Raw genomic sequence first — 19,738 nt, 5'->3', positions numbered from 1 at the left:
GCATACGGAACGGACATTTCGCTGCCCCCGCAGCGGCTTGCGCGCCCGCTCCGCTTGTGCCGCTTGTGCGGCGTGAACGAGCATCACTGGCCTCGTTTGTTTGATTACTTTTTCTAAGTGGAACAAAAGGAACAAAAGAAAGATGAAGCTGAAAAAGTTCTTATGCGACAGCCATGTGCGCTCGTTCCGCTTGTCGCGCGCGGAACGGCCCGAAGCGCCACAAGCGGCTCACGTTGCGGGCGCGGACGGATCGTGCTGGCGTCGACAACGCGTGTTTAGGTTCTTCCTAACCACCGGCTAATGCGGGGCGCGCGCAGCCGCCCGGTATCGGTAGCTCTAGGAATTTGTAAGGGGTTTTTAACAAACCCTAAACAGCGACTTGGCGACACAAACCACTATAGGAAGCCTCAAAAATGATCGACCGGGACTACCTTATTGGCAACCACCTCGCAGCCTTGGATCATCTCGGTTATGAGCATCCATCGGCAGACGTACTGGACAAAATCAAAAGTTTTGAGTTGCTAGACACCGAGTCGGCCGCCATCGTTGCTGGCCGCGACGCTTCGACAATTACAAAGTGGGCGCAAGCCGACGAACAAGAAGGCGCGCCGATTGGAGCAAAGGTTGGCGACGTCTGGTTCATTTCCACCGAGCGATTGCTCGACCGTATCGAGCGTAAGCGCGGCCTTCCGGCTCGACGCGAAGCGGAGACCAAGTACAACAATCTGATCAAAACGCGCGCGTGCGCGCAAAAACCGAACTAAATCGCACGCCTACGCGCACGCGTTCTGGCGCGAATGTGAGACAAACGTGTTGGACCATTTCAACATGTTTGGAGCACAATAGATGTTCAAAAAACCTATCAAGGCCGACAGCCTGGAAATCGATCTCATCGCGCTGCGCCAACGGGCCGCCGCGCTGGAAGAAGCGCGTCGGAATGCTGACACAGAGCTTGGCGTGGCGACCGAGGCCCGTCAGCGGCATCATCTCAAAGGCGATCTGAGCGATACTGAGACAGCGCAGGCGCTACAAAATCGCGTCAACGCGGCCGCGTCTCGCGTTGTTGGCCTGGAAGATGCGCTGGAGGCTCTTGCAGTTAAGACTGCTGAGGTCCAGCAGAAGCTCGACGCGGAGCGCTTGCAAAACCGTCGCGACGCGGCCGCGCAGAAGTTGGAGAAGCAAGCTGCCGCTATCGCGCGTCTGTTACCTGAGTTCGTGGGTGCCTCGAAAAAGCTTGCCGATGCCCTGTCCGATATTGGTTGGCATTTCGAGAGTGGCCACTTGGCGAACGTTATCCAGGGTTCCGCCAACCAAATCGAGCATGGCGTCAATCTCGCGCGTTCGGAGCTGGCGACGATGCCGGAGGCCCTTCGCCAAGGCCAGCAGCCGCTCCCCGCTGATGCGACGCAGAGCGAGGAGTAGCCGACATGACGAAAGTCGTTCCACCTGGCTGGAAACCTCATGAGGTGACATCGCGTGTCGACGGCTGGATCGTCGACCCAGCCAACCCCACTCGCATCCCTGCGGCCGTTGCCCAGATTATCGCTCGCGCAAACCCGCTGCCCCACAGCGTTATCATGAAAATCCGTGCGCGCATGCTGGCGCGTCAGAGGAAGGCTTCCGGCAAATGATCCAAGACTACCCTGCGAAACATCCCCGTATGCAGCTTCCGCCCGTGCAAGCTGCTGCCACTGCGCATCCCGATAATCACCACGAACTGCCCGACTGGTACGTTAAGTTGCTGTCATCGCTGGGCCGCACAAAAGACGAAGATCATCGTATCGCCGTCCACGAAGCGGGCCACGCGCTTGCGGCTCGGTTGCTGGGCCATCCGATTGGCGGCGCGACAGTGAACCCGGACAAAGAACGCGGTTCGGGCGGCATGGTTTGGGGTCCCGAACACATGCAAGCGTTTGCGGAAGGCGGCGGTGACGCTTCGGACATTCGCGAAGAACTCACATCCGCGATGCCTAGCCCTGGCGAAGATCGCGACGAATGCAACGACATTTACTCTAGCTGTTATCATCAGGTGATTGAGCTTATGGCTGGCGCGGCTGGCGAGCGCCTTCTGCTGGAGGGCGAGCCTCCTGGCGCAGCGGATGACATTCGGCAGGCGCGCGAACTAGCGCTCCTTTTCTGTAAGAGCGACGCGGCGGTCGAGTCGTTCATTGCTCATTGCGCCATTGCGGCCCACGATCTGTTGAAGCCGTACGTCGGCCATCTGATCTCGCTCTGCACAGTCCTCAAAATCGCGCGCAAGCTAGACGGTGGCGAGATCGACAAGGTCATTCGCACGGTGGAGGCACAGCAGGCATTGGCTGAGAGCCGCTTGCGCAACACGCAATGGAGCGCCGCCATTGCGGAGTCGGACCGCTTAAGAGCCGCTGGTGTGTTCGCGCCGTTGCCCTGTCAATAGACCACCGGTTGGTCACCGGGTTCCGGCGGATGTACCCGGCCCGATGATCGCGAGGCCCCGGCGCGCGCGGCGCTGGGGCCTTTGATCTTCATCATACACGCGTTTTGAAGGAAGCGTTTCTCAGACCGGTTATCGAGAACCTGTTGTGCCGGTGTCCTTTTCAAGCTTTAGGGCTGTCTCTAAATGCTTCTGGAGGGTTGGCAGCGCTTCGGCGGCGTAACGCCCAGCGGCATCCTGCGTTTTTGCGGCCTTGGTGTATTTCTCGATATCGGCCTTGTGGTCCATCACCATATGTGACGCGAACTTCTTGTCGAACTCCGGCCCTTTCAACTTGGCCAACTCTTCGTAATCCGCCTTTTGTTCGGCATTGGGTTCGGTTGGGGCAGTTACATTCAGAGAACGGGCCGCTTCCAGAGCTTTTTTGTTTGCGTCCGCGTGCTCATTCTTGAGTGTTTCGCCGAAGTTTATGACCTGGCCGCTTTGGCCATGTTTCTCAGCGAGTTCTCCCATTTGGACTTCAGCCAAATTGCCCTGAATGGCTTCGACTAGGAAGTCTTGGTTTTTCTGCTCTTGGGCGGATGCGGCCGAAGCGCCGAGCAGAACGATTGAAGCGGTAAGCAACGAAGTGCGCGCATAATCAACCTCACATCCTGCTCCCCGTTTTTGCTAACAGGACCGCCGTAGGTGAAGTTCCGAAATGAAGTGCTTCTGTTTGCGCTGCGCCCGAGGGGGCTGACTATCCGTTCTAACTTGTTCTTGTTTCCAGGCTCAGCGCATTGCAGCGACGATTTAACGGAACGGCAGCGTGTAACGCGTGGTTGATGGCTCGGATAGGTTGACAGTCGCCTGCCTGGTGTCTTCATCCAATCCAACGGAGGGCTCGGCTCCCCGGAGGGTGCTGGGCTCTCCGGCTTCCGAAGCTAGGTGCCTTTCGCAATCTGCTCGGCCAGTTGAACGACACTGCGCCGGAGCTTGACACTTTTGATCGCCACGAACGCTTCCACCAATTGTTGACCGTCTGCCGACGCCAGGAACGTATCGATCATGTTGACCGATGCGGCATCGTTGGCAGGCAACTTTAGTTTCGCCTGCGGGCTTTGCGGCGCGCCCTCGAAGAAAAACGATACAGGCACCTCAAAAATGTTTGCGATCTCTTGAAGGCGACCGGCTCCAACGCGGTTCGCTCCCTTTTCGTATTTTTGTATCTGCTGAAAAGTCAGTCCGAGTTGTTCGGCTAGAGCCGACTGCGACATATTCAGTGCGACGCGCTGCATGTGAATTCGCGCGCCAACGTGATGGTCGATGGCGAGCGCATGCTTAGTTCGTTTGTATTTCGGCATTGCTATTCAATCGCGCGTTGTGGAATTTCGCGCTGGCGAATTGCGGTGTCGTTTGTTTTCTCGTCGCACAATTTCGCTCGGGGCTCAATCCAACACTATGAGAGCGGTTTCGTTTTTTGCTGCTGTTGCTGCATCACGGGAGCGTCGGGACGATACGAAATCCAATTCTCGTGCCCGCACGCCACGCACGTGTAGATCACGCTCGCAGGAAGCCCAATTCGGCCAGTGTACTCGGCCCGGTCGGCGCATTTGGGGCAGACGAATGGGTCGCTTGTCATGACGTGAAGCGTAGTCGCGAAAGTTTTTGCCCGCTTCAGTATTTCTACTGATGCTAAGGCAGAGCGCGGACCAATTCGTGATTAAGCACGCCTGCGAACTTCTAAACCGCTAAACGAGCCATTGGAGCAGTGATTGTCAGCTTCAGGCCGTCCGGCTGCCAGTTGTATTCCAACTTTCCGCCAAGCTGCTTGGTCACGATGTTCTCTGTCAGGATGGTGCCGAACCCGCGACTTGTTGGGGGAGCAACGACCGCCGAACTCCCGACTTCTGCCCATTCCAATTGGAAGTCATCATCTCGCCTGTTCCAAGTGACGCGCACCAATCCGGTCAATTGCGCTAGCGCGCCATACTTGACCGCGTTCGTCGCCGTCTCGTGCAACGCCAGCGCAAGACCTGTACCGGCGGTCTCCCCGACCGGCAACGCCGGGCCGATGGTGCGGATACGCTCAGGAAACGCATCATCGACATAAGGCTGCAAAATAGCTTGCACTAGCGCATCCACCGTCGTGTGCTTCCTTGCGCTAGCAGCATCGCCAGCGATGCCTGGCCGAGCTAACTCCTTGGCACGAAGAAGAGCAGCCAGACGGCCGCGCAGTATCTGCGCAAATTCCTTCGGCGTGGGCGCTGAGCGAGCGCTGAAACCGATGAGTGCATCTATCATTGCGAAAATGTTCTTCAGTCGATGATTGGTCTCTTGAAGAAGCAGGCGCTGACGTTCTTCCGCAACCACTCGTTCGGTCGTTTCGCTGACGATGCAGAGCACGCCATCAACTTTGCCCGCTTCGTTCCGAACAGGCGAATAGGAGATGTCGAAGAAGACGTTTTCAGGGTAGCCGTGTCGTTCGATATAGAACGGCCGATCTTCAGCGAACACCGTTTCGCCAGTGTTGAGAACCCGCAGCAGCAGCGGATGAAGATCGTCCCACAGTTCCGCCCAGTATTCTCGCGCGGGCCGTCCGAGCGCCTTGGGATGCTTTACGCCAATCGTTGGGGCGTAAGCGTCATTGTAGAGAGCAACAAATTCCGGGCCCCAAAACATCACGATCTGCGCCCGAGCGGGCAACATTAGACTAATCGCTGATTTGAGATGGGCGGGCCAACTGGAGATCGGCCCCAGGCTGGTGCGCGACCAATCTAACGAGCGGATTATTTCGGCGGTCTCGCCACCCTCAAATGGAAATTGTGGTGGAGGTTCGTATGCAACTGCCACTCGCCATTTCCTGCGATGTTCTGTTTTCACCATTAAAGCAGGGATTGGCCCGGGGCGATACGTGGCCGCCAACTGAGGCGGCCCTTGCTCGATCAGCTTACGTGCTGGTCGTCTCTCCCATCGCCGGGGTATCGCGTGGTCGGTAGGGACAGCAGTTTAGGCGGGCCGGACAGCGATGACGAAGACGACGAATGAAAGAGGCCGCCAACTGAGGCGGCCTTACTTTGAGGCGTTGCTCGAAGCTTGCGGCTGTTGCTGCTGCGTCTGGCTCGAAAGCTCATAGACGCCGCATGGGCGACAGAAGAACGCTTGGTCGGAAGAGGCCGACATTGGCCGTGAGCAATTGATGCAAAGTGGAAGGCGTGAAGACATGAGAGTTCCCCGGTTTTGTATCGGGGAGCGCTGTAGCGTCTCTCAGTCACAGCATTGATGTGCCAGTGATGCCAGACAATGCGTAAAACGACATAAAGTTCAAAGTAGGCCACAACTTATTTCAAAACCGGCCACTAGGGGTCGAAACAGGCCAGTACCCGGCCCTTGCTCTACATTCCGTACCACTCACACGGATAGTCATCGCTCTTGTCGACGCAACGGGATCGGACCCAGATCGCAAACAGGAACGTCGCCAGCACGAGACCGAAGCTCGCGAACAACAACAAGGCGGCAATATAGCCGAGTGTCATGTGCCCCCACACGCACGCGTATAAGTCAATCAACGTTACGCGGCAGTATAATAGAATTGCATTCGTAGAAGTACTTAGAGTTTTACAGAAGAAGGCCCCGGTGTTACCCGGGGCCTCCCCGCTCTATGCCGGGGCTCAGACGCCATTCCCGGACACTCGACAACTCTGCGATGACCGATCCTATTAAGTTGCAAACGAGACAGGCTTACCCTGACAGCAGTCGGCCGACTCAGACGACGAATGAACAATGTTGAAATAAAAGAGTCCGCCAACTGAGGCGGCCTACTCCGCATCGTGCCCGAACACCTTGCGGGTCTTTGGATCAATGACATGCACGCGCCGGCAGGCGATGCACTCAACTGCCTCCAACCGCTCATCGGACGCGGGGCTGTCGGCTATCCAGCCGGACACGTGCTGCCGGGTGATGGGGCATTGGTAGGTAATCGCGGGCATGGCGCATTTGAAACTCATTCGCAGTTGCCCGCGTTGCGCAAAATCAAAACAGGCCACTGCGTAATTCAAAATAGGCCATTAGGGGTCGAAACAGGCCAGTACCCGAAGTTGCGTCTGATCGCCCGCCTGAGTTCGGTCAGTTCTGAGGAATGAAAGAGGCCGCCAACTGAGGCGGCCTCACTTGACCGGCTTGCCGCCCGGCTTGTCGAAATCGTGCGCTTCGACTTGCTTCTTCAATTCCTCGTCCAAAAGCTTCTGAAGCTGTTGGCGCTCAGCATCGGTTTTGGCTCGGGTCAGCATGTCGCGATAGTGCGCGACGTTCTCTCGGCGGATGAAGCGCTCCATGACGATCCACGCTCCCCGTTATGCCACCCGACAATCATCATGCTCCCGTATTGATCTAGATCAAAATGAAAACGGGCCACTGCCATTTTCAAAATAGGCCACTAGGGGTCGAAACAGGCCAGTACCCGCTGCCGCATGAGAACATAACAAGAAACGGAACATCTAGCGAACGAGGGGATCGGATCGCTCCCTGACTATCGAGGCGTCCCTGCGCTGGAACAGTATTCGTAAGCTCTGGTTGGGTGGCAGGAGATCGCGATATGCCAGCAAATATCGAGCTTCGCGAAGAATACAGAGCCGCCGCTGAGGCGATGCGGGAAGAAGCTGCTCGGTGCCCCGATGAGGAAGAACGCGCACTTTTAGAGGCGCAGGCGAGCTGGTGGGAAGCCCGTTACATGCAAACGAGCGGAGTAGCGCGTGTTCGTAAAGCCCCAACTGGCGACACTCTTTGACGGGTTTCCCTCCGGCAATTGGGTCTACGAGATCAAGTTTGACGGCTACCGGATGCAGGTCAGCCGCAGCAAAGGCAAATCCAAGTTCTACACCCGCTCAGGGCTCGATTGGCTCAACAGGTTCGCCTTCATCAAAGACGGGCTCGGCCGGCTCCCGCCTGACATCATCATCGATGGCGAAGTTGTCTCGGTCGAACCGAGCGGCCGCACGAATTTCTCCCAGCTCCAAGCCGACTTGAAATCGGGCCGTCAGGACCGCTTAACGTTCTACGCCTTCGATATTCTTCGGCTGGGCCAGCAAGACCTGCGACCGCTTCCTTTGCTGGAGCGCAAGCTGGCGTTAGAGATGGTCCTCAAGAATGCGCAAGCTCCCGGCATCATCTTCTCCGAACACGAAACTGGCGTCGCCAAGAAGCTGTTCGAACGAGCCTGCGAGATGGGCCTTGAAGGGCTGATCGCAAAACGACCCGACGCATCATACCGGTCGGAGAGAAACGATAGCTGGCTGAAGCTGAAGTGTGTTCAGACCGATCAGTTTTTCGTCGTCGGCTACGTGCCCGCGAGCAGAGGTAGAGGCGTTGGAGCGCTTCGCCTTGCGACCAAAGATATGAAATACGCCGGAAAGGTGGGGACCGGATTTTCAGACAAGGTCTCGCTGTCTCTGCAACAGAAGCTAGATCGCATCTCGGTCGATACGGCACCCATCAAAATCGCGCGCAAACGAAACACGACTTGGGTTGAACCGAAGTTCGTCGCGAAGGTCGCCTATCGGGACATCACCGATGATGGCCTGTTGAGACATGCGAGCTTCAAAGGCTTGGCATAAGCGGAGTTTTGTAATGCGTAGCCCTTCTATCGTCCCCGGCTTTGCCGTCGATGTGTATCTCGTGCTCGACGACTTCGGGCCACTCGGACGGGCTTATCGCGAGGCCGATGAGGACGCGAGCGACCGTCAGACCGTCATTCGTAATTTAAAAAAAGGCGAATACAACAACCCGGTGCGGATCGTCGCTTTCAACACCGCCGAAGGCTGGTCACGCGATGTCACGGCAGAAATCGCTCACGAGATAGACCGCTCAGGCGAAGAGCTGTCGCCGGGCCTGCGGGATTTTGTGAACTACTATTTAGAGCACGCTTAGTGGCAACTAATATCAACAGCGGAAAGCCGTGGGCGGAAATGGACCTTCAGGACATCCGCGACTTCGCGCCGCTCATGACGCCATTGGAGTTGGCGGATTATCTCTGTCGCGATGAGCAAGAGGTAGTCGCGAAGGTTGAAGAGATGGGATTGGAGTTTGCAGTCTAGCAGGCTGCCAGTTGTCGGGGCTGGCCTGACATACAGACAACGAGCGTGCTCGTACAATTAGGTTGTGTGCATTTCTTTCCTAGACTTGTGCACATCGACTTTCGGACGCCGACATAGCCCATTCTGTTGGCGTCCGTTTTTTTGCGCGCGATTGACCCGCGCCACGGCTAAGACGCTTGATGCTTAGCGAGGTTCGCTTCCAACACTGACAACCTGGTGTGCAGCGCCTTCATCTCGGCCTCTGCCGTCTCGACCATCAATTTTTTGCCGACGTTCTTCTTGATAAGCCTCTTCTGATCCCCGATCTCGCCTTTCACGCGAGAGATTTCTCCAGAAATTTGGCTCGTGATGTCGGTCATTTATTTGAGCTCGTTGTGCACCGGCTTATGGTCAGGCGTCATATAGACAATCTTGCAACTTTGGCACTGAAAGGTGTGCTGAGCTTCGTGATCGAGGGGGCCGCGAATGAGCATCATCGGACGCCCGCAGTTCGGACAAGTTGGATTTTCCATACCGAACTAAAAAGTCGCTATTCGACGCTTGGTTCCGGCTGACATTGAAGTTTGAGCCATTGCCTCGATGGAAGTGCGAGCCGAGAACAGGTTAGATGTCCACGCGTACCGATGCGTTGGTGTCGCAGCAAGAAACCGGAAAAATAACTGCGTCCATCAGTCCCCGTTGTGTCCGGTTGTCACCCGGCTCGCAATCAGCGAACGGCGTTGTTCGGTGCGAGTTCCTGGCTATCGGATTTGCAGGTCGAGGCTGTTACGGCTTGGAAGTTACCATTTACGGAGCGTGCGCGCCGAGCATCAAGACAAGCCGCTCATGGTCCGCTTCAAATTTGGTTTGCGAGCGCTCGAACATCGCGAGCACTTCTTTGGCAGTCTTTGTATCCCGGCCCGCGCCCTTCAGATTTTCTATGACCTTCTTTTGACGCTCGACGCGCTGGCGACCTTGTTCGACGTGCCGCTCAGAGACCCTGAGCAGATCATCTAGTGTTGCCACTCGTACGGCTCCGTTGTCGCGAGCTAAGTCGCCTTCGCTGCATCAAACGGTTGCACAATAGTCGCAACGTTATTGGTGTCGTTGATGATTTTGGACTGCACGCCCTTCGCTTCTTCCATTGCGGTAGCCGAATTGTTTTCGACGCTATCGAGGAAGGGCATGAACACCATCTCTAGCCAACGCTGGTAAATCAGAAACGGCAGCATCATTGGGTTCACGAACATTTCGACCTCCATGGTTGGTACTGCAATGCACAACGCGGTGGGGTGTTCCGACTATAAATGCGCCGAAGCTAGTCCCGCAGATGGGTGCACGTAACAGAAAAGACCCTGTCCGGGGAGACAGGGTCTTTATTCGAGCGAGGTCGCGGGGGAGGCTAAACTTCGCTCGCGTCGGACTAATCAATAAACGGGCTTTCCGTTCCGCGTGCTAAGAAAAAATTCTAGAGTGATACGAAGGCTGGCAGTGTCATAATACACACGACCGATCCATCGCGGGGATAGGGGCAGACGGATCAACGTGGACAACGCCGACAATCTGCTTGAGCTCAAGCGGCCTTGATCGTCCACTAGCGAGATGGCTCAACCCGGTGAGACGATCCTTTTGCGTTGTCAGTTTTGCCAGCGGCTCGACGTCGCGAGGTCAAGAACATCAATCGCGCGATGACGTGTTTCCAATGCAGAGCGGAGAGAGTTCGACGGCGCTCCCGTGAGCATTATCAAGAGAACCCAAGGCGCGAGCGAGCAGCGAGCGCGAACTCATAAGCGTGGTTGAGACGCCCGAGCTTCAGGTGTCTCGTTTGGCTGCACCATCCGAAGGCGTTCAATCTCAAACTAGCCGCGCTTGTGACTTCAAGCCTAAAGCTGGCCACTCGAAAGCAAAGACAGCGGGCTGAATTCCGTCTAACATTAACAACCTTCAGCGCGCCATGGACCGGTTGTAGGCATGTGAGCGGAAGGGCGCAGCTATCGTGCGGCTACCCTATAATGAGTAATTTCTAGACCTTTGGAGGCAACAATGCCGTCTCGTAACATTTTCGCACTTGTGGGAATGCTGACCCTCTATTTTGCAGGTTCTGCGTATGCCATGGAACAACGGCCCATCCAGACGACGACCCCGCGCGTCGCAACCCCATTGACCCCCGCGAAACCAGCCCAACCGGTTGGTCCTTCGCAAAAGGGCATCATCATCGTTGGAGGCAAGAAGAAGCCCGACGCTGCGTCGCAACGCGGCATCATAATCGTGTCAGGCAAGAACAAGACTGGCTCTGGGCAACCCGCTCCTAGCAAGATCAACAATAACGCTGCAATGGATCGATTGCAGGGGATGTGACGCCAACGGACAGTCCCCATATTCGATGAGGCGCTTCCTGACGTGAATTTCGGCAGGAGCTATCGATGCGCATTTTGCCGATTTGAGTTTGACCCGATCAGATCGAATGCACAAAAGCGAGCAGCGCGGCTAGTTCCACGCCATCTATGCGTACGGTCGCGCTGTCGCTGATCCACCGTCGCGCGAGCAGCCCGTCAGCAACCTTGCGCACATAGACCGCGTTCGCCCGCAACGTCGCATCGGCTAGCCGGTAGCCTTCAGCTCGTGCCAGTCGGCGCTCGGCGTCGGGGAAGCGCAACAATATCTCGCGCATCAGACGGCGGTCGTCGACCTTCGTTCTTCTCGATGAGTGTGCATCCAATAAGTGCTCGGCCCTGCAGCCCGCGACGCAGACGGCAAGGTTCTTGATCGGGCTGCCATCGAACTGACTGGACCGTGACTTGCCGTTTCCCGTCGCGAGGTCAATCTCGACGAACAGGACGTCCGCTCCTAGCGCCCGCGCGACGACCGTGTGGCCCGCTTCGTGAACAGCGAGCGCGCGGTCCATGGCGTCGCATCGGTCAGCGGTCTCGTCTAGTTCGTCTTCGTCGTCGCCAGGGTTCATGGGGTGGCAAGTAACTTCGTTACGTGCAGGTCGCCAGCTAGGTGTGTAATTATAAACCTGTCATGTCCGCTTCGCCCTCAAAAGCGACCGGAATACCGTACTGCCGCAAGACGACGATTAGTGCCACCCGCCGACATCAGGTCGAAGCGACCAGGCACCGGCTCGGTCTTGTTACAGCACGAAAAATAGTCAACTCTGGGCCAGTTCTCCGTGGATCGCGATGAACCATAGAAAGCGGCAATAAGGGAATATCATGAAGAACCTTTGGCGCAGGGTACTCGCATCGACATTGGGCTTGGCGCTCGTCCTATTGTGTCTCACCAATGTGCAAGCTGCCGAACTCAGAGTTTTGGCCGGCGGCGCAATGAAGACGATTTGGGACGAGCTTAAACCGAAGTTCGAGCAAGCCTCGGGTCACAAGCTCATTATTCGCTTCGGTACTACCCCTGAATTGATCAAGTTGGCCACGACTGGCGGCCCCTTTGACCTTGGCGTGGTCCCTCGTGAAGTTTTCAAGGACGCTGCCGCTCAAGGTCAGTTCGTAGCCGGACCAACAACCGACATTGCTGGCGTGGGGTTAGGGGTCGCGGTCCGTTCGGGGGCTTCCAAGCCCGACATTAGCACGCCGGACGCGCTGAAGCAGACGTTGCTGAAGGCACAATCAATCGCCACCATCCCCGCTAGCGCGGCCGGTGCGCAGGTTTTGCGGGCGTTCGAACGTCTCGGCATCGGCGATGCGATGAAGGCTAAGACCAGGGTGCAGCCCACACCTGCCAACGTGGTCGAAGCGGTTGCCAAAGGCGATGCCGAGCTTGGCGTGTTCCTTCTCAACGTGCTCACTGCGCCGGGTCTCGACGTTGTCGGGCCATTCCCCGGCGACTTGCAGCAAGTCATCGTGTTCACGGCGGCGCTTTCGAAGGACACCAAAGAGAAGGCAGGTGCGCAGGCGTTGATCACCTATCTCAAGACACCGGAGGCGGCTGCCATCATCAAGGCCAAGGGCATGATGCCCTAAGTCCGCTTTGGGTCAGTCACGCGATTTCTCGCGGCTACCCATGTCCGTTTCGCCCCAAAAGCCGACATCCCGCCAGACGACGAGATGTGCCACAAGCAGACATTGGAGTGTGGGGATGTCTATGCTCGCCGCACACTGCTCAGGCAGACCAGAGCGAGCAGACTGAGTGCCGGCGATACGAGGTGTGTCGCCGAGCCAATGGCATCGAAGATACACGCAGCTTGTCGATGAAGGCGTACAAGAAGGCAGGCGCGGAGCGAAGCATACCCGTTGCCAGCACGAGCCCGCCACCAAGCATAACGTTTGCCGCGGCAGAGATCGGCGGCGTGTCCATATAACGCCGATGAATGTAGGCAATGGCGAGAAGCTCGATCACGAGCACAATAGCCGCAGTCACAGTTGCCGTGACGAAATTCGAAATCAAGGAATGGTAGTCATCAGACTGATGCTGTCGAATAAGTCGCGCGGATGTTCCATGGGCGGACGACCGGCGTGTCCTCAATGGCATCTTCTGTCTGACGACCCGGAGCACTATGGCGCGATCTCCCCAAGAATATGACGCCACCTGCCACAACCGGTTCGTCCGCTGGCGACGGGCTGCCCGCATCATGGACGCGCTAGTTGCCGCGAACGAAAAATCTACCTGATGGGCGGACAGGCTCGTGATTTTGTTTGGGACATTATAGGGACACCAAAATTCTAAGCATCTGAAATAACGAGAATTTTAGGCACACTGCTTTTCCCTCATCGGGGACGGACAATGACCTCGCACCCTGGGACGTGGTCACGAGCCACGCCTGCAGGCGCCACACCTCGCTCCGCCAAATAGACGTCTCTAGATGACGCCCTCAACGAGCAAGGCAGAATCGCGTCTACTCGTGATTTGCGAGAATGCAAAGCGAAAAATGCGCGCGCCGTTTGGATCGATCGCCGGCCGCCGCGCGGCGGCGGAACATCAATCATCAACTCAGAGCGCTGATGATCTGCCGATGAAGCGCAAAGATTCGCGCATCCTCCGGTTCGCGGGGACGAGGCAGATCGATTTCAAACGTCTTGGTGATCTGAGCGGGCCGGCCGCCCAGCACAACCACGCGGTCGGCCAGGAATCGGCCTCGAGCATGTTGTGGGTGACCAGCAGGCCCGTTGGCGCGTCCTCGATCCATAGATTTTGCAGCAACAGCCACAGTTGCCGTGGGCGTGCAAGGCATTCGCTGTCGATCTCCGCTTAGTGCCAATCGCCGAAATCGCTACCACGGTCGTTCTGCGCAGAGGCCCGCGCAGGCCAAATCTCCCAATTCGATCTCGATACAATCGACGTGCATCGCACTGCGTGATGGGGCGAGAGGCGGAGCCTTGATCGCCAGAGCCGTTTCGAATTCGAGCAAGTGCTTTCTGACATAAGCGACGCAATCGCATGGCGACACTGAATATCCGATAAGCGCCGCGATTGTCTTGGTGGTGACAAACCCCATCAACACAGTGCCTGCCTCGCCCGTGATGACAAGCACGGCATCGCCTTTGCCCTCGATCGGGATTCCCATCACCTGCGCCAAGGCGGGCCCTCCTGTAGCTGCTGGGGCCGTCTGTCGGTACACCAGACGGCCCCGGCGCTGTGACCGAAGTGGAGGCTTACTTCGGCAGCAGAACGTGATCGATGACGTGAATCACGCCGTTCGACTGCTTGACGTTGGCAATCGTCACAGTGGCGACGCCGCCGTTCTCGTCCTGCAACTCGAGCTTGTCGCCCTTCATCATGGCGATAAGCTTGCCGCCGGAAACGGTAGTGATGGTGTGCTTGCCGCCGTCATCCTTGATCATCTTGCCGATGGCGTCGGACATCGCGTTGGCCTTGACCACGTGATAGGTCAGGATCTTCACGAGCTTGTCTTTGTTCTCCGGCTTCAGAAGGTTTTCGACCGTCCCCTTCGGCAATGCCGCGAAGGCTTCGTTGGTCGGCGCGAACACCGTGAACGGACCGGCGCCCTCGAGTGTCCCGACCAAGCCGGCCGCCTTCACCGCTGTGACGAGCGTCGTGTGATCCTTCGAGTTCACCGCGTTCTCGACGATGTTCTTGTTCGGATACATGGCGGCGCCGCCGACCATGACAGTCTTTTCCTGCGCAACAAGCGGCGTGGCCAAGCCACCGGCAGCCAGGACTGCAAACGCTGCCGTGGCCAACATTGCGTTACGAACAAAACTCATGAAATCCTCCGTCTGGCATCGCCCATGATTGGGTCGCCTCGGAGCTACGAAGAGTGCTGTCGCCGGGATGCGGGACGACGCATCACAGGTTTGTGAGCTTCCCGTTCGCGATTACCGGTCCTGTCGGTTGTCCGGTCGGTGAGCCACCCGGCGGCTCGACGGAAACAGCGAGTGTCGCATCGGCGCCGATGCTTCGAATGGTATCGGGCGAGAGTCTGATGTGGATCGCACGGCCGGCATCGATGAGACCCAGCGATCGCGGTTTATCGTTGGGCGCGACCAACCAAAGCTCCAGCACGCGCTGGGTCACGTTTGCGGTCGAGGCCGGAACGATTGTCAGCCCTGTCCCACCGGGATCGACTGCCGCGACAAAGCCGAGTTGGCCGCCGCTCACGTCGAGTCTTGCCACCAGGCGCTGGCTGGATGGTTGCACAGGAGTTCGGATGACCACCAACGCAATGCTTGCGGCGGCAACAGCGGCCGAGCCTACAGCGGCCCAGCGCCAGAACGGCAAGCTATCCCATAACGCGCGTGGTTTCCGCGTAGTGCGTTGATCGACCACCGCTTCAATGTTGCGCCAAGCCTGTGCCGGTGGTTCGACTGGCCTGACCTCGTCGGCCAACGGCGCCAGCTTTCGTTCCCAGAACTCGACCTCGGACCTCAGCGCCGGCTCTCGAATGAGGCGAGCCTCGAAAGCACGACGCTGCTGCAGGCTGAGCACGCCCAACACATATTCCGCGGCCCCGGTAACACCGTCATCCGGGTCTATGGAGTGTTCGTCGCTCATCGTTCCAGACAGGCCTTCAGCTTGATCAAGCTACGCCGAATCCAGCTTTTCATCGTGCCAAGAGGAACGCTGGCGCGATGCGCCAGCGTCTCGTACGTCTCGCCATCCAGAAAGGCCGCCCGGATCGCGTCCGAGTGCTGGGCCGCCAACCCATCGAGACATTTGGATAAGCGTTGCCCTTGCTCCGCAGTCTCCATCGCATGATAGGGATCGGCGGAGGGATCGCAGACTTCGCCAGCGAATTCGATCGGCAAAGTCTCGCCCCGCGACGGAGTTGCGCGGATACGATCGATGGCTTTGTTGCGTGCGATGGTCACGAGCCAGGCGATCGCGCTGCCGCGTGCCGGATCATAACCACACGCCCGCCGCCAAACCGTGACATAGACCTCCTGCAACACGTCCTGCGCCTCAGCCCGTTCACGCAAGATACGGAGGCATACGCCAAAAAGCTTCGCTGACGTTTGTCGATATAACGCCTGCAGAGCGGTGCGATCGCCTTCGGCAACACGCTCCAGCGTCGCATTCAGCGCCCCGCTCGTGATGGCCGTTTTCGTATCCATTCAGCGCGATTTACCCCGGCGGGGACCTGCCGTCATGTGACAGCACAACGAGGCGCGTGAAGCGACGCCCATACTAATACGTCCGGCCACACCGTTTGGATGCACGCGTCCGTAGAAATTGTTCTCATTATTTCGAGCTATCAACCGGCGTAGCGTTCTCCAATATCTCTGTCGACCAGCGGACATAGCGCCTGGCCGTGTACGTAAACAACCGCGCGCTGGATGCAGATCAGCGCAAATACATTTATCGGCCTAAGCCACTTGTTCTCTCCGGCCGCACGGAACGAGAAGCTCCTGCTGCACTTGAGTCACCGAGAGAAAAAACTGTCCCTCTCCTCACCGACATTGCGTGTCGCACGAAGTCACCAAACCGTGGAGCTCCACTATGCGTCTTTTAACAATCATCGCTGCAGCCAGCATCGCAACCTTCGCGGCCACAACCGCCAACGCTCAAAACATGAATTCGGATAATCAGATGAACGGGGGCATGACGAATGGCCAAATGAACAACGGCATGTCCCACGGCGGCGGCATGATGGGGAAGAAAAAGATGACCAAGAAAGAGATGCGTATGATGAAGAAGAAAAAAATGATGCATCGCGGCATGTAACGCCGTTGATGAGCCGCTGCGATTTTCGCACAAAGCGCAGCGGCTTTTTCTGATTCAGCGAGTTGCCTGGCTGCCCATCTGCCTCGCTGCGCCACCGATGAGCGGCCAGAAAAAAATCAGAGAAAAAATCAAAACTGGGCATCCTCGGCTTCGCGTTGCGCGCGCGTCGACATCCGGTAATTGAAGCCGCAATCACAGACGAACAGCATTTCCGATTTGTTGTTTCCATCTGGATGGATGCGCGAGAGCCGCATGATCTCGCCACAGCTGGGGCAAAGGACGCGAGGAATTTCTGGATGCATGGCGGCCTTCCGGACCCGTGCAGAACCTTCAACATCGGAATGGGTTCCTCAGGAACGCTGCCTCCCGCAACCCGTTGCCCTCTTGTCGAAAGGAGCAACCATGAGAACTATTCTTGCACTCGCACTGACTCTCGCAACGACCGCAGCCATGGCGCAGAGCGTCGGCAACAGCGGCCGCCCGGGGCGCGCCAACACGACCGACCCAAACAGCGCACCGATGATGGGGTCTCAAGGGACCCGACGCACGAACGGTCTCGATGCAGCAGGCCGGGCCAACACATCCGATCCGAACAGCGCCATGAGCGGCGGCACGAACGCCTCCGGACGTTCGGCCAACCCCGCGGCGAATCCGCGGCGCCGCTAGGACAGGATCATTTTTGTGAGATCGAATGGACGGGAGGCCGTCGATTGAGGCCGCCTCTTCGAGTCGCAGAGGCCGCTCGGCCGTTGTCTTGGTAAATGGCAGGCGTGACCGGGGCGCGGGCTTTTATTTCCGAAGCGCCCGTACGTTGCTGGAAGCGGTCTTGAAATATTTGAGGATGCTTCCGTTCTCGTATGCGGAGAATGGAAAGCTGCACTCCGTGCAGTTCACCTGCCCGAGCTGTTCTTTTTCATCGGTTTCGACGCGAACAACCGCGTACGGCGCCTGGCAGGACGGACAACGGAATTGCTCTGTCATGAAACCTCCATAGGCGATGTTGTATGGTGTTATCGTAGACAAGAGCAAGGCGCGTTGGCGCATCAAGTATTGTTACAATCGTTCCGCTGGCGAAGTGAAGCACCTCTCGACCAGTTGGCCCCGCCGCGGCGGGGCCTTTGCTTTTTTCACACCGCCCGATTGTCATTCAAATTTCATCGCGGCTGCGCCCGGGCTTTTTTCTCCAGTGCGGAACGGCTTCCTGCTTCATGTCCGTTCGCTGCCGCGAATGACCTAAGCCTCGTCGCCGAGCGAGCGCGCGATCCGCTCGCAGCGTTGCCGAAGCAGCGGCGCGACATGGTCGACGAAGGCGCGAAGCTTCGGCGGCGGATGCCGGCCATCGGGATAGATCAGGTGGATCGGAATCGCCGGCGGCTCATACTCACGCAGGAGCCGCACCAGCGTGCGATCAGCGAGCGCATCGTTGGCCTGATAGCTCAAGAGACGCGTGATGCCGAAGCCTGCAGTCGCAGCGTCGATCGCCGCCTCCGCGGTGTTGACCATCAGCCGAGGCTTGATCGGCGTTTCGATATTGCCGGTAAAATTCCAGCGCACGACGCTGTCGATCCCGGCGAAGCCGATGATGTCGTGACGCGCAAGATCGTCGGGCACATCCGGCCGCCCGTGCCGGTCGAGATACGCGGGCGCTGCGACCACCACACGGCGCACCACTCCCACACGCGTGGCAATCGCCGAGGTGTCGGGCAATTCGCCGATGCGGATCGCGACATCGAAGCCTTCGTCGACCAGGTCCACGGGCCGGTCGATCAGCGCGAAGCGGATCACGACCTCGGGAAAGCGTTCGAGAAAGCCGGTGACCAGCGGCAGCACATGAAGCCGGCCGAACGCGATGGGCGCCGTGACCCGCAGTTCGCCGCGCGGCGCCTCGCCCTGCCCGGCCGCGGCCCGCTCGATCTCATCGAGGTCGGCGAGCACGCGCTCGGCGCCGGCGAGAAAGCGCTGGCCGGCTTCGGTCATGCTGACGGCGCGGGTGGTGCGGTTGAGCAGGCGGACGCCGAGGCGGGCTTCGAGCTCGGCCACGGCCCGGGTCACGGCGGCGGGCGAGCGGTTGAGCTTCCGCGCGGCCGCCGTGAAACTGCGCTGCCCGGCGACCTCGGCGAACACCACGATGTTGTCGACCCGATCCATTATTTCATAATACGGAATAATAAATTGCCAAGGCAACTTATTCTATCGTTCGATGAAGCGATCCACATTGCGTTCCGGAACCCAATGGGAGGACTTTGTCATGTCCCAGACCGCCACCGCGCAAGGCGCCAACACCGAGATCGTCTTCACCCCCGCCGCCCAGCGCGCGATGGCCGCGCGCGGCTCGGCCCAGGGCTATGCCCGCAAGATCGCTTCCGGCTTTCCGGATCGCGTGACGCCGGATCTCAGGGGCTTCATCGCCGAACTCGACACCGCGTTCCTTGCGACCGTCTCGGCGGAGGGCGCTCCTTATATCCAGCACCGCGGCGGGCCGAAGGGCTTCATCAAGGTGCTGGACGACAAGACGCTCGGCTTCGCCGACTACGCCGGCAACAAGCAGTACATCACGATCAGCAACCTGGAAGGCAACGACCACGCCTATCTCTTCCTGCTCGATTTCGCCAACCGCCGGCGGGTCAAGGTCTGGGGCCGCGCGCGGGTGGTCGAGAACGACCCGGCGCTGATGGAAAAGCTGGTCGATCCGGGTTACCGGGCGCGGCCCGAGCGCGCCATCCTGTTCACGGTCGAGGCCTGGGACGTGAACTGCTCGCAGCACATCACGGCGCGCTATTCGGAGGCGGACGTCGCGGGCGCCGTGGCCGGCTTGCGCGACCGGATCGCGGCGCTTGAGGCCGAAAACGCGGAACTTCGGAGCTGGCTCGGGCAGCCGGCCAAAAAGGGGCCCGCGCAATAATATGTGGGCGGGCGGGCCGGAACGTGAAATTCTCGGCATGCCCCTGTACGAAGGATTTGCAATTGTTATTTTTATAGGACAGTATTGCTGTCCCAATTGGCGTCAGCGCGGGCAGCGCGGACCCCAATGACGGAACCCCAATCTTGGGGCGGTGTTTCGCAACGCACTATTACGCTTGCGCGTGCATCAAACGACGCTGAAAATGATCGGCGGGCGCGAGATGACGGCGAGCGGCCG

At 58.3% G+C, this 19,738-nt stretch carries 29 protein-coding genes and 1 pseudogene; 15 read left to right on the top strand and 15 right to left on the bottom strand.

Features of this window, described 5'->3' with window-relative positions; translation table 11 throughout:
* Positions 1 to 413 precede the first annotated feature (413 nt).
* From RHPLAN_RS09315 to RHPLAN_RS09305, 4 genes are all read left to right on the top strand, one after another.
* A complete protein-coding gene (locus RHPLAN_RS09315) occupies positions 414 to 764 on the top strand; it encodes a hypothetical protein (protein ID WP_068016380.1) in 351 nt (116 codons plus the stop codon).
* An 82-nt stretch (positions 765 to 846) separates the two neighbouring features.
* Positions 847 to 1,422, top strand: coding sequence for a hypothetical protein (locus RHPLAN_RS09310; protein ID WP_068016377.1), 576 nt, complete (start codon positions 847 to 849; stop codon positions 1,420 to 1,422).
* Positions 1,423 to 1,427: 5 nt separating this feature from the next.
* A complete protein-coding gene (locus RHPLAN_RS39170; RefSeq protein ID WP_157100164.1) occupies positions 1,428 to 1,631 on the top strand; it encodes a hypothetical protein in 204 nt (67 codons plus the stop codon).
* Positions 1,628 to 2,416: a hypothetical protein gene (locus RHPLAN_RS09305; protein WP_157100163.1), complete on the top strand. Its 789-nt coding sequence runs from the start codon at positions 1,628 to 1,630 to the stop codon at positions 2,414 to 2,416. Before RHPLAN_RS39170 ends, RHPLAN_RS09305 begins: the two co-directional genes overlap by 4 nt.
* A 129-nt stretch (positions 2,417 to 2,545) precedes the next feature.
* Here the strand turns inward: RHPLAN_RS09305 and RHPLAN_RS09300 are convergent, their stop codons facing one another.
* The 4 genes from RHPLAN_RS09300 to RHPLAN_RS39165 form a co-directional block, all read right to left on the bottom strand.
* Positions 2,546 to 3,037: a DUF4142 domain-containing protein gene (locus RHPLAN_RS09300; protein WP_068016371.1), complete on the bottom strand. Its 492-nt coding sequence runs from the start codon at positions 3,035 to 3,037 to the stop codon at positions 2,546 to 2,548.
* A gap of 299 nt (positions 3,038 to 3,336) precedes the next feature.
* Positions 3,337 to 3,756 (bottom strand): helix-turn-helix domain-containing protein, encoded by a 420-nt coding sequence (locus RHPLAN_RS09295; RefSeq protein ID WP_068016368.1) that lies wholly within the window; start codon positions 3,754 to 3,756, stop codon positions 3,337 to 3,339.
* Between the two features lie 379 nt (positions 3,757 to 4,135).
* Positions 4,136 to 5,245, bottom strand: a complete 1,110-nt coding sequence (locus tag RHPLAN_RS09290; RefSeq protein ID WP_237180090.1) for a sensor histidine kinase — start codon at positions 5,243 to 5,245, stop codon at positions 4,136 to 4,138.
* A 542-nt stretch (positions 5,246 to 5,787) separates the two neighbouring features.
* The gene (locus tag RHPLAN_RS39165) at positions 5,788 to 5,928 is read right to left on the bottom strand and encodes a hypothetical protein (protein WP_157100162.1); all 141 of its coding nucleotides are present in this window, start codon (positions 5,926 to 5,928) and stop codon (positions 5,788 to 5,790) included.
* Positions 5,929 to 6,258: 330 nt separating this feature from the next.
* Between RHPLAN_RS39165 and RHPLAN_RS39160 the strand changes: the two genes are divergently transcribed.
* Positions 6,259 to 6,534: a hypothetical protein gene (locus RHPLAN_RS39160; RefSeq protein WP_157100161.1), complete on the top strand. Its 276-nt coding sequence runs from the start codon at positions 6,259 to 6,261 to the stop codon at positions 6,532 to 6,534.
* A gap of 24 nt (positions 6,535 to 6,558) precedes the next feature.
* Here RHPLAN_RS39160 and RHPLAN_RS39155 read toward each other — a convergent pair whose 3' ends face one another.
* The gene (locus RHPLAN_RS39155) at positions 6,559 to 6,726 is read right to left on the bottom strand and encodes a hypothetical protein (protein ID WP_157100160.1); all 168 of its coding nucleotides are present in this window, start codon (positions 6,724 to 6,726) and stop codon (positions 6,559 to 6,561) included.
* A gap of 417 nt (positions 6,727 to 7,143) precedes the next feature.
* Between RHPLAN_RS39155 and ligD the strand changes: the two genes are divergently transcribed.
* Positions 7,144 to 8,004, top strand: a complete 861-nt coding sequence (gene ligD / locus RHPLAN_RS09280; RefSeq protein WP_084244594.1) for a non-homologous end-joining DNA ligase — start codon at positions 7,144 to 7,146, stop codon at positions 8,002 to 8,004.
* A 13-nt stretch (positions 8,005 to 8,017) separates the two neighbouring features.
* Positions 8,018 to 8,317, top strand: a complete 300-nt coding sequence (locus RHPLAN_RS09275; RefSeq protein ID WP_068016356.1) for a hypothetical protein — start codon at positions 8,018 to 8,020, stop codon at positions 8,315 to 8,317.
* 334 nt (positions 8,318 to 8,651) lie between these two features.
* Here RHPLAN_RS09275 and RHPLAN_RS09270 read toward each other — a convergent pair whose 3' ends face one another.
* Complete coding sequence (locus RHPLAN_RS09270) at positions 8,652 to 8,843, bottom strand: hypothetical protein (RefSeq protein WP_068016353.1); 192 nt, start codon at positions 8,841 to 8,843, stop codon at positions 8,652 to 8,654.
* 436 nt (positions 8,844 to 9,279) lie between these two features.
* Here RHPLAN_RS09270 and RHPLAN_RS09265 point away from each other — a divergent pair, with 436 nt between their 5' ends.
* On the top strand, positions 9,280 to 9,480 hold the full coding sequence (locus tag RHPLAN_RS09265) for a hypothetical protein (RefSeq protein WP_068016350.1): 201 nt from the start codon (positions 9,280 to 9,282) through the stop codon (positions 9,478 to 9,480).
* Positions 9,481 to 9,512: 32 nt separating this feature from the next.
* On the opposite strand, the gene RHPLAN_RS09260 is transcribed toward RHPLAN_RS09265, so the two are convergent.
* Positions 9,513 to 9,713, bottom strand: a complete 201-nt coding sequence (locus RHPLAN_RS09260) for a hypothetical protein (RefSeq protein WP_157100159.1) — start codon at positions 9,711 to 9,713, stop codon at positions 9,513 to 9,515.
* Positions 9,714 to 10,506: 793 nt separating this feature from the next.
* Here RHPLAN_RS09260 and RHPLAN_RS09255 point away from each other — a divergent pair.
* The gene (locus tag RHPLAN_RS09255; protein WP_157100158.1) at positions 10,507 to 10,821 is read left to right on the top strand and encodes a hypothetical protein; all 315 of its coding nucleotides are present in this window, start codon (positions 10,507 to 10,509) and stop codon (positions 10,819 to 10,821) included.
* A 97-nt stretch (positions 10,822 to 10,918) separates the two neighbouring features.
* Here the strand turns inward: RHPLAN_RS09255 and RHPLAN_RS09250 are convergent, their stop codons facing one another.
* The gene (locus RHPLAN_RS09250; RefSeq protein ID WP_068016341.1) at positions 10,919 to 11,425 is read right to left on the bottom strand and encodes a hypothetical protein; all 507 of its coding nucleotides are present in this window, start codon (positions 11,423 to 11,425) and stop codon (positions 10,919 to 10,921) included.
* Positions 11,426 to 11,678: 253 nt separating this feature from the next.
* On the opposite strand from RHPLAN_RS09250, the gene RHPLAN_RS09245 reads away from it, so the two are divergent.
* From RHPLAN_RS09245 to RHPLAN_RS09235, 3 genes and pseudogenes are all read left to right on the top strand, one after another.
* Positions 11,679 to 12,440, top strand: coding sequence for a molybdate ABC transporter substrate-binding protein (locus RHPLAN_RS09245; RefSeq protein ID WP_068016337.1), 762 nt, complete (start codon positions 11,679 to 11,681; stop codon positions 12,438 to 12,440).
* Between the two features lie 427 nt (positions 12,441 to 12,867).
* Positions 12,868 to 13,075, top strand: a pseudogene (locus RHPLAN_RS40465) (transposase); the annotation flags it as partial.
* A gap of 270 nt (positions 13,076 to 13,345) precedes the next feature.
* Positions 13,346 to 13,669 (top strand): hypothetical protein, encoded by a 324-nt coding sequence (locus tag RHPLAN_RS09235; protein ID WP_068016331.1) that lies wholly within the window; start codon positions 13,346 to 13,348, stop codon positions 13,667 to 13,669.
* Positions 13,670 to 13,687: 18 nt separating this feature from the next.
* Here the strand turns inward: RHPLAN_RS09235 and RHPLAN_RS09230 are convergent, their stop codons facing one another.
* From RHPLAN_RS09230 to RHPLAN_RS09215, 4 genes are all read right to left on the bottom strand, one after another.
* Positions 13,688 to 13,993 (bottom strand): hypothetical protein, encoded by a 306-nt coding sequence (locus RHPLAN_RS09230; protein ID WP_157100157.1) that lies wholly within the window; start codon positions 13,991 to 13,993, stop codon positions 13,688 to 13,690.
* 76 nt (positions 13,994 to 14,069) lie between these two features.
* The gene (locus RHPLAN_RS09225; RefSeq protein WP_442971815.1) at positions 14,070 to 14,642 is read right to left on the bottom strand and encodes a fasciclin domain-containing protein; all 573 of its coding nucleotides are present in this window, start codon (positions 14,640 to 14,642) and stop codon (positions 14,070 to 14,072) included.
* 82 nt (positions 14,643 to 14,724) lie between these two features.
* Positions 14,725 to 15,429, bottom strand: a complete 705-nt coding sequence (locus RHPLAN_RS09220; protein ID WP_068016325.1) for an anti-sigma factor — start codon at positions 15,427 to 15,429, stop codon at positions 14,725 to 14,727.
* Complete coding sequence (locus tag RHPLAN_RS09215) at positions 15,426 to 15,989, bottom strand: sigma-70 family RNA polymerase sigma factor (protein WP_068016323.1); 564 nt, start codon at positions 15,987 to 15,989, stop codon at positions 15,426 to 15,428. The genes RHPLAN_RS09220 and RHPLAN_RS09215 overlap by 4 nt, the downstream gene beginning before the upstream one ends.
* 385 nt (positions 15,990 to 16,374) lie before the next feature.
* Here RHPLAN_RS09215 and RHPLAN_RS39150 point away from each other — a divergent pair, with 385 nt between their 5' ends.
* On the top strand, positions 16,375 to 16,599 hold the full coding sequence (locus RHPLAN_RS39150; protein WP_157100156.1) for a hypothetical protein: 225 nt from the start codon (positions 16,375 to 16,377) through the stop codon (positions 16,597 to 16,599).
* Positions 16,600 to 16,727: 128 nt separating this feature from the next.
* Here the strand turns inward: RHPLAN_RS39150 and RHPLAN_RS39145 are convergent, their stop codons facing one another.
* Positions 16,728 to 16,901 carry a hypothetical protein gene (locus RHPLAN_RS39145; protein ID WP_157100155.1) on the bottom strand — a complete coding sequence of 58 codons (174 nt, stop codon included), beginning with the start codon at positions 16,899 to 16,901 and terminating at the stop codon, positions 16,728 to 16,730.
* Between the two features lie 100 nt (positions 16,902 to 17,001).
* On the opposite strand from RHPLAN_RS39145, the gene RHPLAN_RS39140 reads away from it, so the two are divergent.
* A complete protein-coding gene (locus RHPLAN_RS39140) occupies positions 17,002 to 17,265 on the top strand; it encodes a hypothetical protein (protein ID WP_157100154.1) in 264 nt (87 codons plus the stop codon).
* 123 nt (positions 17,266 to 17,388) lie between these two features.
* Here RHPLAN_RS39140 and RHPLAN_RS09210 read toward each other — a convergent pair whose 3' ends face one another.
* Both RHPLAN_RS09210 and RHPLAN_RS09205 read right to left on the bottom strand, forming a co-directional pair.
* Positions 17,389 to 17,580 (bottom strand): hypothetical protein, encoded by a 192-nt coding sequence (locus RHPLAN_RS09210; RefSeq protein ID WP_198164791.1) that lies wholly within the window; start codon positions 17,578 to 17,580, stop codon positions 17,389 to 17,391.
* Between the two features lie 252 nt (positions 17,581 to 17,832).
* A complete protein-coding gene (locus RHPLAN_RS09205) occupies positions 17,833 to 18,747 on the bottom strand; it encodes a LysR family transcriptional regulator (protein WP_068016316.1) in 915 nt (304 codons plus the stop codon).
* A 100-nt stretch (positions 18,748 to 18,847) separates the two neighbouring features.
* On the opposite strand from RHPLAN_RS09205, the gene RHPLAN_RS09200 reads away from it, so the two are divergent.
* Positions 18,848 to 19,501, top strand: coding sequence for a pyridoxamine 5'-phosphate oxidase family protein (locus RHPLAN_RS09200; RefSeq protein WP_068016313.1), 654 nt, complete (start codon positions 18,848 to 18,850; stop codon positions 19,499 to 19,501).
* Positions 19,502 to 19,738 lie beyond the last annotated feature (237 nt).

This window comes from Rhodoplanes sp. Z2-YC6860 (assembly GCF_001579845.1).
In the GTDB taxonomy this organism is placed as follows: Bacteria; Pseudomonadota; Alphaproteobacteria; order Rhizobiales; family Xanthobacteraceae; genus Z2-YC6860.
The sequence above is the reverse complement of the archived record's forward strand: the minus strand, read 5'-3'. Positions and strand labels throughout refer to the sequence as shown.